This window comes from Sphingomonas citricola, assembly GCF_019429535.1.
In the GTDB taxonomy this organism is placed as follows: Bacteria; Pseudomonadota; Alphaproteobacteria; order Sphingomonadales; family Sphingomonadaceae; genus Sphingomonas; species Sphingomonas citricola.
In genome coordinates this window covers 555,762-567,939 of the sequence record NZ_JAHXZM010000002.1, presented here as the reverse complement: position 1 = coordinate 567,939, position 12,178 = coordinate 555,762, and the positions used below count along the sequence as shown (strand labels likewise).

Sequence of the window (12,178 nt, the reverse complement as noted above, 5' to 3'; positions counted from 1 at the left end):
TTACCAGCTCGACTTCGTGAGGCCGGGGATCAGGCCCTTGTTGGCCAGATCGCGCAGCATGACGCGAGCGAGACGGAACTTGCGGTAATAAGCGCGCGGGCGCCCGGTGATCTCGCAGCGGTTGCGGATACGGGTCGGGTTCGCGTTGCGCGGCAGCTCGGACATCTTGAGGCGCGCGATGAGACGCTCGGTCTCGTCGAGCGACTCATCGTTCGCGATCGCCTTCAGCTTCGCGAACTTCGGGGCATATTGCTTGACGAGCTTCTTGCGACGCTCGTTCTTGTTCACGGAACTCAGTTTCGCCATGGACTTAAGCTCTCTTTGTTACGCGGCCTGACGCGGCGCTTCGGCCTCGCCTTCGGGCTGCGGGAACGGGAAGCCGAACAGACGGAGCAGCTCGCGCGCCTCGTCGTCGGTCTTCGCGCTGGTCGTGACGATCACGTCCATGCCGCGCACCTTGTCGATGCGGTCATAGTTGATCTCGGGGAACACGATCTGCTCCTTGATGCCGCAGGCGTAGTTGCCACGGCCGTCGAAGCTCTTCGGGTTGAGGCCGCGGAAGTCGCGGACGCGCGGAAGAGCGATCGTGATGAAGCGGTCGAGGAACTCGTACATGCGCTCGCGACGCAGCGTCACCTTGACGCCGATCGGCATGCCCTCGCGCAGCTTGAACTGCGCGATCGACTTCTTCGCCTTGGTGATGACAGGCTTCTGACCGGCGATCAGCTCCATCTCGGAAGCCGCCTGCTCGACCTTCTTCTTGTCCTGGGTCGCCTCACCGACGCCCATGTTGAGCACGATCTTCTCGATCCGCGGAACCTCGAGCACGTTCTTGTACCCGAACTTCTCGGTCATCGCCTTCGCGATCGAGTCGTCGTACATCGACTTCATGCGGGGCTTGTAATCAGCCATCGATCTTGCTCCCGGTCTTGACCGCGACACGGACCTTCTTTCCGTCCTGCGTCTCGTAACGCACGCGCGTCGGCTTGCCGTCGGCGGTCACGTGCGCGACCTTGGAGACGTGCAGCGGCGCCTCGATGCGCTCCAGGCCGCCCTGCGGCTGCGCCTGGCTCGGCTTGCGGTGACGGGTCGCGACGTTGATGCCGCCGACCACGACCTTCTGGTCGCGCGGGCTGGCGAGCGTGACCGTGCCGGTCTTGCCCTTGTCCTTGCCCGACAGGACGATGACCTGATCGCCCTTCTTGATCTTCATCTTCACGTTGCTCATCACAGCACCTCCGGCGCCAGGCTGATGACCTTCATGTGGCCGCGGCCACGCAGCTCGCGCACGACCGGCCCGAAGATACGGGTGCCGATCGGCTCCTCGTTCTTGTTGACCAGCACCGCGGCGTTGCCGTCGAAGCGGATGACCGAGCCGTCGGCGCGGCGGATGTCCTTGGCGGTACGCACGATGACGGCGCGGTGAACGTCGCCCTTCTTCACGCGGCCGCGCGGCTGTGCTTCCTTGACGGAGACGACGATGATGTCGCCCACGCCGGCCGTGCGACGCTTCGAGCCGCCCAGCACCTTGATGCACTGCACGCGCTTCGCGCCGCTGTTGTCAGCGACGTCGAGGTTCGACTGCATCTGGATCATTGACCCAATTCCTCATCAAATGGGGTGGATACCGACCCAACCCCGCCTAAAATAACGACCCCCGGCGCGGGCGACCGTTCTTGACGGGCCTGCACCAGGGGGAGCGGTCCGGTAACCGCCCCGGCAACGAAACGCAAGCCCGTGGTGGACCTACGCCTCGATCGCTACGTCGCCCCTCCGCCCGCTCATGTGGTCTCTGCGTTACGCAGACCCTGCACGAAACGACCGAAGGGCTCTCACGCCCGACGCGTTACGCGTCGACGTCGACCCGTTCCGGCGTCGCGTGGGTGTTGACCCGCTCGACCACCGTCCAGTTCTTGAGCTTCGACATCGGCGCAGTCTCTTCGATGCGCACGGTCTCGCCCTGCTTGTACTCGTTCGCCTCGTCATGGGCGTGGTACTTCTTCGAACGGCGGATGATCTTGCCGTAGAGCGGGTGCTTGACCTTGCGCTCCACGTTGACGACCACCGTCTTCTCGCCCTTGTCCGAGACGATCACCCCGGTCAGCACGCGCTTCGGCATGTCTCTCGTCCTCTTACTTGCCAGCGGCAGCGTTGCGCTGCGCCTGCTGGGTCTTGATGCGGGCGATGTCCTTGCGGACCTCGCGCACGCGGCTCGGCTTCTCGAGCTGGTTGGTCGCAGCCTGGAAGCGCAGGTTGAACTGCTCGCGCTTCAGCTGGCCCAGGCTCTCGCTGAGCTGATCATCGGTCTGGCCGACGAAATCGGTCTTGGTCTTTGCCTTAGCCATCTCACTCGCCTCCCAGGTGCGACGTGTCGCCCAGACGCGCCACCACCTTGGTCTTGATCGGCAGCTTCATCGCGGCGCGCTCGAACGCTTCCGCGGCGATCTTGCCCTCGACGCCGTCGAGCTCGAAAAGGATCCGGCCCGGCTTCACGCGGGCGGCCCAGAACTCAGGGCTACCCTTGCCCGAGCCCATGCGGACTTCGGCCGGCTTCGACGAGACGGGAACGTCCGGGAAGATGCGGATCCAGAGACGGCCCTGGCGCTTGATGTGGCGCGTGATCGCGCGGCGGGCCGCCTCGATCTGACGCGCGGTGATGCGTTCCGGCTCCATCGCCTTCAGCCCGTACGAGCCGAAGTTCAGAGCCGTGCCGCCCTTGGCGTCGCCGTGAATGCGGCCCTTGAACGCCTTGCGGAACTTGGTGCGCTTTGGTTGCAGCATGTTCTGTCCAGTACCTTAGCGGCGATCGTCGCGCGCCGGGCGCACGCCGGAGGTCTGAGCCTCCATCATCAGCCGGTCCTGCGCCATCGGATCGTGGCCCAGGATCTCGCCCTTGAACACCCACACCTTGACGCCGCAGACACCGTAAGCGGTGTGCGCCTGCGCTTCGGCATAGTCGAGGTTGGCGCGCAGCGTGTGCAGCGGCACGCGGCCCTCACGATAGCTCTCCGAACGCGCGATCTCGGCGCCGCCCAGGCGACCACCGCACGCGACGCGGATGCCGTCGGCACCCAGGCGCATCGCCGACTGCACCGCACGCTTCATCGCGCGGCGGAAGGCGATACGACGCTCGAGCTGATCGGCGATACCCTGCGCGACGAGCTTGGCGTCGACCTCGGGCTTGCGGATCTCGACGATGTTCAGCGACACGTCGGACGAGGTCATCGTGCCGAGCTTCTTGCGAAGCTTCTCGATGTCCGAACCCTTCTTGCCGATGATCACGCCGGGGCGTGCAGCGAAGACGGAGATGCGGCACAGCTTGGCCGGACGCTCGATCACCACCTTGGAGATCGCCGCCTGCGGCAGCGTGTCCATGATGTACTGGCGGATCTTCAAATCCTCCAGCAGCAGGCGACCATAGTCCTGGCCTTCCGCGAACCAGCGGCTGTCCCAGGTGCGGTTGATCTGCAGGCGCAGACCGATCGGGTTGCTCTTGTGACCCATTAGGCTTCTTCCTGCTCGCGCACGACGATCCGCAGCCGCGAGAACGGCTTCAGGATGCGGGTGGACTTGCCGCGGCCGCGCGTGGCGAACCGCTTCATGGTGATCGACTTGCCGACCGACGCCTCAGCAACGACGAGCGCGTCGACGTCGAGGTTGTGGTTGTTCTCGGCGTTGGCGATCGCGGAGGCGAGCACCTTGCGCGCGTCAACGGCCATCGCCTTGGTCGAGAACTGCAGGATGTTGAGCGCGTCGCTCACCTTGCGGCCGCGGATCAGGCCCGCGACCAGGTTAAGCTTCTGCGCCGATCCGCGGATCTGCGTGCCGACGGACAAGGCTTCCTTGTCGCCGACCTTGCGAGGGGATGCTGGCTTCGACATCAGCGCTTGCCCTTCTTGTCAGCCGCGTGACCCGGGAAATACCGGGTCGGTGCGAACTCGCCGAGCTTCATGCCGACCATGTCCTCGTTGATCGAGACGGGCACGAACTTGCGGCCATTGTACACGGTGAACGTCAGACCGACGAACTGCGGCAGGATGGTGGAGCGACGCGACCAGGTCTTGATCGGTGCGCGGCCACCCGCGTCCTGTGCGGCTTCGGCCTTCTTGAGCAGGCTCAATTCGACGAACGGGCCCTTCCAGACGGAGCGCGCCATTACTTCTTCCTCGCGTGACGGCTACGGATGATCATCTTGTCCGTAGACTTGTTGTGGCGGGTGCGCGCACCCTTGGTCGGCTTGCCCCACGGCGTGACCGGGTGACGGCCGCCCGAGGTCCGGCCTTCACCACCGCCGTGCGGGTGGTCGACCGGGTTCTTCGCAACACCGCGCGTCAGCGGACGCTTGCCCAGCCAGCGCGAACGACCGGCCTTGCCCAGGTTGGTGTTCTGGTTGTCCGGGTTGGACACCGCACCGACCGTCGCCATGCACTCGGCACGGATGTAGCGCTGCTCGCCCGAGTTCAGACGAACGATGACCATGCCGCGGTCGCGACCGACGACCTGCACGTAGGTGCCGGCCGAGCGCGCGATCTGACCACCCTTGTTCGGCTTCATCTCCACGTTGTGGACGATGGTCCCGACGGGGACCTGACCGATCTCCATCGCGTTGCCGGGCTTGGTGTCGGTCTTCTTCGCCGCGATCACCTTGTCACCGACCGCGAGACGCTGCGGCGCGATGATATAGGCCTGCTCGCCGTCCGCATACGACACCAGCGCGATGAACGCGGTGCGGTTGGGATCGTACTCGAGCCGCTCAACCGTGCCTTCAGCGTCCCACTTGCGACGCTTGAAGTCGATGAAGCGGTACTTCTGCTTGTGGCCGCCCGCGATGCCGCGGCTGGTCACGTGGCCCTTGTTGTTGCGGCCGCCGGTCTTGTTCTTGCCCTCGGTCAGCGCCTTGACGGGCTTGCCCTTCCACAGCGCCGACTTGTCGACGAGGATCAGGCCGCGCTGCGCGGGCGAGGTCGGGTTGTAATGCTTGAGTGCCATCTTACTTGGCCCCCTCGGTGACGTCGATCGACTGACCCTCGGTGAGGGTCACGATCGCCTTCTTCATGTCCGACCGCTGGTAGGGCGCACCCTTCCAACGCTTGGTCTTGCCCTTCTGGACGATCGTGTTCACGCTCTTCACGGACACGTCGAACAGCGCCTCGACCGCTGCCTTGATCTCCGGCTTGGTCGCCTTGCCGGCAACCTTGAACACGACCGCGTTCTGCTCGGAGAGAAGGGTCGCCTTCTCGGTGATGTGCGGCGCGACAATCACGTCATAGTGACGGTTGTCGATCGCCTTTGCCTGCTTAGCCATTGAAGCGAGCCTCCAGCTTCTCGACCGCCGCGCGGGTCAGGACCAGCGTGTCAGCCTTGATGATGTCGTAGACGTTCGCGCCCACTGCGGGGAGCATGTCGACGCCGACGAGATTGCGACCGGCGCGGAAGCCCTCGCCCGCGTCACCGTCGATGACGAGCGTGCGCTTGCCGGCGTTGAGCGTCGCGAAGTGGCCCTTCAGCTCGGCGGTCTTGGCGACCGAGAAGCCGTCGAGGACGATCAGCGAACCGTTCTTCGCGTGGCTCGACAGCGCCATCTTCAGACCCAGTGCGCGAACCTTCTTGTTCAGCCCCGGATTGAAGTCGCGGACGCGGGCGCCGTGCGCCTTACCACCGCCGATGAACACCGGCGCGCGACGATCGCCGTGACGAGCCGTACCGCCGCCCTTCTGGCGACCGAACTTCTTGCCCGACCGGGCGACATCGGCGCGCTCGCGGGTGCCGCGCGCGGTGGCGCGACGCTTCTCGAGCTGCCAGGTCACGACGCGGTGCAGGATGTCGGCACGCGGATCGAGGCCGAAGACCTCGTCGTTAAGCTCGATCTCTGCAGCGTCCCCATTGCTACCTGGGCCGGCAAAGGAGGAAACCTTGACCTTCACGTTCAGCCCTCCTGGCCGTCGGTCGCCTGCGTGTCGGCCCCGGAACCGTTCTGGTTCTCGGCCGGCGTGTCAGCGGCGGTGTTGTTGTTGGCAGCCTGCTTCAGGCTGGCCGGATACGGTGCACCTTCGTGGCGCCCCTGCTTGACCGCGTCCTTGACGAACAGCCAGCCGCCCTTCGAGCCGGGCACCGAGCCCTTCACGAAGATCAGGCCGCGCTCGACGTCGGTGCCGACGATCTCGAGGTTCTGCTGGGTGCGGTTCTTGTCGCCCATGTGGCCGGCCATCTTCTTGTTCTTGAAGACGCGACCCGGATCCTGGCGGTTACCGGTCGAACCGTGCGAACGGTGGCTGACCGACACGCCGTGCGTGGCGCGCAGACCGCCGAAGTTCCAGCGCTTCATGGCGCCGGCGAAGCCCTTGCCCTGCGTGCGCCCCTGGATGTCGACGTACTGGCCGGCGACGTAGTGGTCGGCCGACAGCTCGGCGCCGACGTCGAGGAGGTTGTCCTCGGTTACGCGGAACTCGTGGACGACCGCCTTCGGCTCGACCTCGGCCTTGCCGAAGTGGCCGCGCTGCGGCTTGGCGACGTTCTTTGCCTTGGCGCTACCTGCACCAAGCTGGACGGCGGTGTAGCCGTCACGATCCATCTCGCGACGGGCGATGACCTGCAAGCCTTCGAGTTGCAGAACGGTGACGGGCACGTGCCGGCCATCATCCTGGAACAGGCGCGTCATGCCCATTTTCTTCGCGATCACGCCAGTGCGCATGATCTTGTGCTCCTTGACAGAGGCACCCACGAGCCCATCCCGCAGGTGCTTGTGCCGCCCGCGCTCTCGCACGGACGACCGTTCAACCCGGATAAGCGAAGCGTGCCCCCGTCCCGGGCTGGTCACCCCTTTCAGGGCGTGACGGGAGACGCTGTCCCGGAGGCGTTGCCGCCGGCGGTATCTCTTTGTTGTGGCAAGCCCCGCCGTGGCGGAGCCGTCACCGTCGTTCCCGTACCTGCGAAAACGACGAACCCGCGGGACTCACGTCGACCGCGGGAGCCGGCGCATTAGGCCAGCTTGATCTCGACGTCAACACCGGCCGCGAGGTCGAGCTTCATCAGCGCGTCGACGGTCTGCGGCGTCGGCTGCACGATGTCGAGCATCCGCTTGTAAGTGCGGACCTCGAACTGCTCGCGGCTCTTCTTGTCGACGTGCGGGCCGCGGTTGACGGTGAACTTCTCGATACGGGTCGGAAGCGGGATCGGGCCACGGATCAGCGCGCCGGTGCGGCGCGCGGTGTCGGCGATGTCGCCGGTCGCCTGGTCGAGCACGCGGTGATCGAATGCCTTCAGGCGGATGCGGATGTTGGTGTCCATGTTCCCTACCGATGCGAAAGAGCGGGCCGCGGCAAGCGGCTCTTGCTGGTTTGATACGCGAGTAACCGGACACGAGCACGCAGGGCGATGCCGCGGCGTGAGGGTGTCCCTACTAAAAGCGAACGGCCCGCACCGTCGCCGGTGCGGGCCGCTTTGCCAGAGGCCGGCGGTCCAACCGCCGATCTCCGTAAGGCTGGCGCCTATATTACTTGTCGATCGAGCTGACAACCCCTGCGCCGACGGTACGACCGCCCTCGCGGATGGTGAAGCGCTGGCCGACGTCCATCGCGATCGGCGCGATCAGCTTGATGCCCAGCGCGACGTTGTCGCCCGGCATCACCATCTCGGTGCCCTCGGGCAGCTCGACGGTGCCGGTCACGTCGGTCGTGCGGAAGTAGAACTGCGGACGATAGTTGGCGAAGAACGGCGTGTGACGGCCGCCCTCGTCCTTCGACAGCACGTACACTTCCGACGCGAAGTCGGTGTGCGGCTTGATCGAGCCCGGCTTGCACAGCACCTGGCCGCGCTCCACCTCGTCACGCGCCACGCCGCGGATCAGCGCACCGACGTTGTCGCCGGCCTGGCCCTGGTCGAGCAGCTTGCGGAACATCTCGACGCCCGTGACCGTGGTCTTGCGGACGGTCGGGTGGATACCGACGATCTCGACTTCCTCGCCGACCTTCACCACGCCGGTCTCGACGCGGCCGGTGACGACGGTGCCGCGACCCGAGATCGAGAACACGTCCTCGATCGGCATCATGAACGGCTTGTCGAGCGGACGCTCGGGCTGCGGGATGTACTCGTCGACGTTCTTCATCAGCTCGAGGACCGCGTCCTGGCCGAGCTTCGTGTCCGAACCCGACAGCGCGCACGTCGCCGAACCCTTGATGATCGGAATGTCGTCGCCCGGGAACTCGTACGAGCTCAGCAGCTCGCGGATTTCCAGCTCAACGAGCTCGAGGATTTCCTCGTCGTCGACGAGGTCGACCTTGTTCATGAACACGACCATTGCCGGCACGCCGACCTGACGCGCGAGCAGGATGTGCTCACGGGTCTGCGGCATCGGGCCGTCGGTCGCCGACACGACCAGGATTGCGCCGTCCATCTGGGCGGCACCGGTGATCATGTTCTTCACGTAGTCGGCGTGACCCGGGCAGTCGACGTGCGCGTAGTGGCGGTTCGCCGTCTCGTACTCGACGTGCGCGGTCGAGATCGTGATGCCGCGCTCGCGCTCTTCGGGAGCCTTGTCGATGTTCGCGAAGTCAACCGCTGCGTTACCCGCAACGTTCTCCGCCAGCACCTTCGTGATCGCCGCCGTCAGCGAGGTCTTGCCATGGTCGACGTGACCGATGGTGCCGATGTTCAGGTGCGGCTTGGTCCGCTCAAACTTAGCCTTAGCCATTGTTTCCCTACCTTCTGGATGTCACTTGAGCCGCACGCAGGACTCGCCGTGAAGGCGGCCCCATAGCGGCTGAATTCGTGTTGCGCAAACCCCTTGGCCGAAGCGTCCGGGGCTTATTGGCCGCCGCGGGAGTAAATCCCGCGTCGTCGAACGAACCGGCGTTCGCCGGATCGCCGGCCGGCCTAGCGGCGAGGTGGAGCCAGGTGACCCTGGCTCCTCCCGCCGTCGGTTCAGGCCAACTTAGCCTTCACCTCGTCGGCGACGTTCTGCGGCACTTCGTCGTAGTGCGAGAACTGCATCGAGTAGCTGGCGCGACCCTGCGTGAACGAACGGAGCGCGTTCACGTAGCCGAACATGTTCGCCAGCGGGACCATCGCCTCGACCGTCTGCGCGTTGCCGCGCGTGTCGGTGCCCTGGATCTGGCCACGACGGCTGTTCATGTCGCCGATCACGTCGCCGAGGTAATCCTCGGGCGTCACGACCTCGACGCGCATCACCGGCTCGAGCAGCGTGATGCCGGCCTTCTGCGCCGCTTCGCGCATCGCGCCGCGGGCGGTGATTTCGAACGCGAGCGCGGACGAGTCGACGTCGTGGTACGCGCCGTCATACAGCACGATGTCGAAGTCGATGATCGGGAAGCCGACCAGCGAGCCGGTCGCCGCGGTCTCGCGGAAACCCTTCTCGATCGCGGGGATGTACTCGCGCGGGATGTTGCCGCCCTTGATCTCGTCCTTGAAGACGATGCCCTGGCCGCGCTCGCCCGGCGTCAGCTTTACCTTCACGCGTCCGAACTGGCCGGTACCACCCGACTGCTTCTTGTGCGTGTAGTCGATGTCGACCGGCTTCTTCAGATACTCGCGATACGCGACCTGCGGCGCACCGACGTTCGCCTCGACCTTGAACTCGCGCTTCATGCGATCGACCAGGATCTCGAGGTGGAGCTCGCCCATCCCCTTGATGATGGTCTGGCCCGATTCGTGATCGGTCGACACGCGGAACGAGGGATCCTCGGCGGCGAGGCGATTGAGCGCGATGCCCATCTTCTCCTGGTCGGCCTTGGTCTTCGGTTCCACCGACAGCTCGATCACCGGCTCGGGGAATTCCATCCGCTCGAGGATGATCGGGTGTGCCGGATCGCACAGCGTATCGCCCGTTGTCGTCTCCTTGAGACCCGCGATCGCGACGATGTCGCCCGCGCGTGCCTCGTCGATGTCCTCACGCGAGTTCGCGTGCATCAGGAGCATACGGCCGATCTTCTCCTTCTTGTCCTTCACCGAGTTCAGGTAACCACCCTTGGTGAGGACGCCCGAGTAGATGCGGGCGAAGGTGAGCGAGCCGACGAAGGGATCGTTCATGATCTTGAACGCGAGCGCCGAGAACGGCGCCTCGTCCGACGACGGACGCTCGTCCGGCGTCTCGCCGTCGAGCTTGACGCCCTTGATCGCCGGCACGTCGAGCGGGCTCGGCAGATAGTCGACCACCGCGTCGAGCAGCGGCTGAACGCCCTTGTTCTTGAACGCCGAGCCGCAGACGACCGGCACGAACGACATGTTGAGCGTGCCCTTGCGGATCAGCTTCTTGAGCGTGGCGGTGTCGGGCTCGTTGCCCTCCAGATACGCCTCCATCGCGTCGTCGTCCTGCTCGACCGCGAGCTCGATCAGGTCGCTGCGATACTTCGCGGCCTTGTCGGCCAAGTCGGCGGGGATGTCCTGATATTCGAACTTCGCGCCGAGCGACTCCTCGAGCCAGATGATCGCGCGGTTCTCAACCAGGTCGACCAGGCCCTTGAACTGACCCTCGATACCGATCGGGAGATAGAGCACCGCAGGCTTCGCACCCAGACGATCGATGATCGACTGCACGCAGAAATAGAAGTCGGCGCCGGTGCGGTCGAGCTTGTTGACGAAGCACATGCGCGGCACGCCGTACTTGTCGGCCTGGCGCCACACGGTCTCCGACTGCGGCTCAACGCCGGCGACGCCGTCGAAGCACGCAACCGCGCCGTCGAGCACGCGCAGCGAACGCTCGACCTCGATCGTGAAGTCGACGTGACCCGGGGTGTCGATGATGTTGATCAGGTGCTCGGGGCCCTTGCCCTCTTCGGCGCGCCACTTGCACGTCGTCGCGGCCGACGTGATCGTGATGCCGCGCTCCTGCTCCTGCTCCATCCAGTCCATCGTCGCGGTGCCCTCGTGGACCTCGCCGATCTTGTAGGACTTGCCGGTGTAATAAAGGATACGCTCGGTGGTCGTCGTCTTGCCGGCATCGATGTGCGCCATGATGCCGATGTTGCGATAAAGTTCGAGCGGATGGCTGCGGGCCATGATGCTTCACTCCTGTGCCGGATCAGCCCGGCGATGCCAACGTTTGCGAGGTCGCCCCCTAGCCGTTCGGGCCGAGCTTGTCCAAGCTCGACCCTACGCCTCTGCGATCAGAGGAAAACGGCTATCGGGAGTGCGGGCGAACCCGCCCTCCCCATATAGTGTATGTGACCGCGAGCGCCAACCGACCGGCCGGCGCTCCGTCGCCATTACCAGCGGTAGTGGCTGAACGCGCGGTTCGCTTCCGCCATGCGGTGCGTGTCTTCGCGCTTCTTCACCGCATTGCCGCGGTTGTTCGACGCGTCGAGCAGTTCACCCGACAGGCGCGCGGCCATGGTGTTCTCGCTGCGTGCACGGGCCGCGGCGATCAGCCAGCGGATCGCCAGCGCCTGCGCGCGCTCCGGGCGCACCTCGACCGGCACCTGGTAGGTCGCACCGCCGACGCGGCGCGAACGGACCTCGATGCCCGGCTTGATGTTGTTGAGTGCATCGTGGAACACGCCGATCGGCTCGCGCTTCGCGCGGGTCTCGACGGTTTCCATTGCACCATAGACGATGCCTTCAGCGACGGACTTCTTGCCGTCAAGCATCACCGAATTCATGAACTTCGAGAGCGTGATGTCTCCGAACTTGGGGTCCGGCAGGATCTCGCGCTTCTCGGGACGACGACGACGCGCCATAACAGAAACCTTTCAAACAGCTTGGAGGATACGGTAGGCGCGGCTTACTTCGGCCGCTTCGCACCGTACTTCGACCGCGACTGCTTGCGGTCCTTGACGCCCTGCGTGTCGAGCACGCCGCGCAGCACGTGGTAGCGCACACCGGGAAGATCGCGCACACGCCCGCCGCGGATCAGCACCACCGAGTGCTCCTGCAGGTTGTGGCCTTCGCCCGGGATGTAGCTGATGACTTCGCGCTGATTGGTCAGGCGGACCTTGGCCACCTTGCGCAGCGCCGAGTTCGGCTTCTTCGGGGTCGTGGTATAGACACGGGTGCAGACGCCGCGCTTCTGCGGGTTCTGCTCCATCGCAGGGACCTTCGACTTGGCCTTCTGCGGGTCGCGGCCCTTGCGGACCAGCTGGTTGATCGTCGGCATTGAAGCCTTCACCTTTCCATAGGTTACTTTGCTGGAGCCATAACAGCACTTGGAATACGAAAAGGACCTTCC

General features: G+C 65.1%; 19 protein-coding genes. All 19 read right to left on the bottom strand.

Annotation, left to right across the window (positions count from 1 at the left end; all coding sequences use genetic code 11):
• The gene (gene rpsN, locus KZ810_RS06725; RefSeq protein ID WP_026325812.1) at window positions 1-306 is read right to left on the bottom strand and encodes a 30S ribosomal protein S14; all 306 of its coding nucleotides are present in this window, start codon (window positions 304-306) and stop codon (window positions 1-3) included.
• 18 nt (window positions 307-324) lie between these two features.
• Window positions 325-912, bottom strand: a complete 588-nt coding sequence (gene rplE, locus KZ810_RS06720; RefSeq protein WP_219768202.1) for a 50S ribosomal protein L5 — start codon at window positions 910-912, stop codon at window positions 325-327.
• Window positions 905-1,228, bottom strand: a complete 324-nt coding sequence (gene rplX, locus KZ810_RS06715) for a 50S ribosomal protein L24 (protein WP_258044512.1) — start codon at window positions 1,226-1,228, stop codon at window positions 905-907. Before rplX ends, rplE begins: the two co-directional genes overlap by 8 nt.
• On the bottom strand, window positions 1,228-1,596 hold the full coding sequence (gene rplN / locus KZ810_RS06710) for a 50S ribosomal protein L14 (protein ID WP_019516022.1): 369 nt from the start codon (window positions 1,594-1,596) through the stop codon (window positions 1,228-1,230). The genes rplX and rplN overlap by 1 nt, the downstream gene beginning before the upstream one ends.
• 250 nt (window positions 1,597-1,846) lie before the next feature.
• Window positions 1,847-2,119 (bottom strand): 30S ribosomal protein S17, encoded by a 273-nt coding sequence (rpsQ, locus tag KZ810_RS06705; protein WP_219768201.1) that lies wholly within the window; start codon window positions 2,117-2,119, stop codon window positions 1,847-1,849.
• 13 nt (window positions 2,120-2,132) lie between these two features.
• A complete protein-coding gene (gene rpmC / locus KZ810_RS06700) occupies window positions 2,133-2,345 on the bottom strand; it encodes a 50S ribosomal protein L29 (protein WP_219768200.1) in 213 nt (70 codons plus the stop codon).
• 1 nt (window position 2,346) lies between these two features.
• The gene (gene rplP / locus KZ810_RS06695) at window positions 2,347-2,781 is read right to left on the bottom strand and encodes a 50S ribosomal protein L16 (protein WP_019516019.1); all 435 of its coding nucleotides are present in this window, start codon (window positions 2,779-2,781) and stop codon (window positions 2,347-2,349) included.
• A gap of 15 nt (window positions 2,782-2,796) precedes the next feature.
• Complete coding sequence (gene rpsC / locus KZ810_RS06690; protein WP_219768199.1) at window positions 2,797-3,504, bottom strand: 30S ribosomal protein S3; 708 nt, start codon at window positions 3,502-3,504, stop codon at window positions 2,797-2,799.
• On the bottom strand, window positions 3,504-3,881 hold the full coding sequence (rplV, locus tag KZ810_RS06685) for a 50S ribosomal protein L22 (RefSeq protein ID WP_019516017.1): 378 nt from the start codon (window positions 3,879-3,881) through the stop codon (window positions 3,504-3,506). The genes rpsC and rplV overlap by 1 nt, the downstream gene beginning before the upstream one ends.
• A complete protein-coding gene (gene rpsS, locus KZ810_RS06680) occupies window positions 3,881-4,156 on the bottom strand; it encodes a 30S ribosomal protein S19 (RefSeq protein WP_019516016.1) in 276 nt (91 codons plus the stop codon). The genes rplV and rpsS overlap by 1 nt, the downstream gene beginning before the upstream one ends.
• On the bottom strand, window positions 4,156-4,989 hold the full coding sequence (rplB, locus tag KZ810_RS06675; RefSeq protein WP_219768198.1) for a 50S ribosomal protein L2: 834 nt from the start codon (window positions 4,987-4,989) through the stop codon (window positions 4,156-4,158). Before rplB ends, rpsS begins: the two co-directional genes overlap by 1 nt.
• Window position 4,990: 1 nt before the next feature.
• Complete coding sequence (locus KZ810_RS06670; protein WP_219768197.1) at window positions 4,991-5,305, bottom strand: 50S ribosomal protein L23; 315 nt, start codon at window positions 5,303-5,305, stop codon at window positions 4,991-4,993.
• The gene (rplD, locus tag KZ810_RS06665; protein WP_219768196.1) at window positions 5,298-5,924 is read right to left on the bottom strand and encodes a 50S ribosomal protein L4; all 627 of its coding nucleotides are present in this window, start codon (window positions 5,922-5,924) and stop codon (window positions 5,298-5,300) included. The genes KZ810_RS06670 and rplD overlap by 8 nt, the downstream gene beginning before the upstream one ends.
• Window positions 5,925-5,926: 2 nt before the next feature.
• Window positions 5,927-6,691 (bottom strand): 50S ribosomal protein L3, encoded by a 765-nt coding sequence (rplC, locus tag KZ810_RS06660; protein ID WP_219768195.1) that lies wholly within the window; start codon window positions 6,689-6,691, stop codon window positions 5,927-5,929.
• A gap of 287 nt (window positions 6,692-6,978) precedes the next feature.
• Window positions 6,979-7,287, bottom strand: a complete 309-nt coding sequence (rpsJ, locus tag KZ810_RS06655; protein WP_019516011.1) for a 30S ribosomal protein S10 — start codon at window positions 7,285-7,287, stop codon at window positions 6,979-6,981.
• Window positions 7,288-7,492: 205 nt separating this feature from the next.
• On the bottom strand, window positions 7,493-8,689 hold the full coding sequence (gene tuf, locus KZ810_RS06650; protein ID WP_219768194.1) for an elongation factor Tu: 1,197 nt from the start codon (window positions 8,687-8,689) through the stop codon (window positions 7,493-7,495).
• 230 nt (window positions 8,690-8,919) lie between these two features.
• Window positions 8,920-11,013 (bottom strand): elongation factor G, encoded by a 2,094-nt coding sequence (gene fusA / locus KZ810_RS06645; RefSeq protein WP_219768193.1) that lies wholly within the window; start codon window positions 11,011-11,013, stop codon window positions 8,920-8,922.
• A 206-nt stretch (window positions 11,014-11,219) separates the two neighbouring features.
• Window positions 11,220-11,690 (bottom strand): 30S ribosomal protein S7, encoded by a 471-nt coding sequence (gene rpsG, locus KZ810_RS06640; RefSeq protein ID WP_019516008.1) that lies wholly within the window; start codon window positions 11,688-11,690, stop codon window positions 11,220-11,222.
• A gap of 44 nt (window positions 11,691-11,734) precedes the next feature.
• Window positions 11,735-12,106 (bottom strand): 30S ribosomal protein S12, encoded by a 372-nt coding sequence (gene rpsL / locus KZ810_RS06635; RefSeq protein WP_022691828.1) that lies wholly within the window; start codon window positions 12,104-12,106, stop codon window positions 11,735-11,737.
• Window positions 12,107-12,178 lie beyond the last annotated feature (72 nt).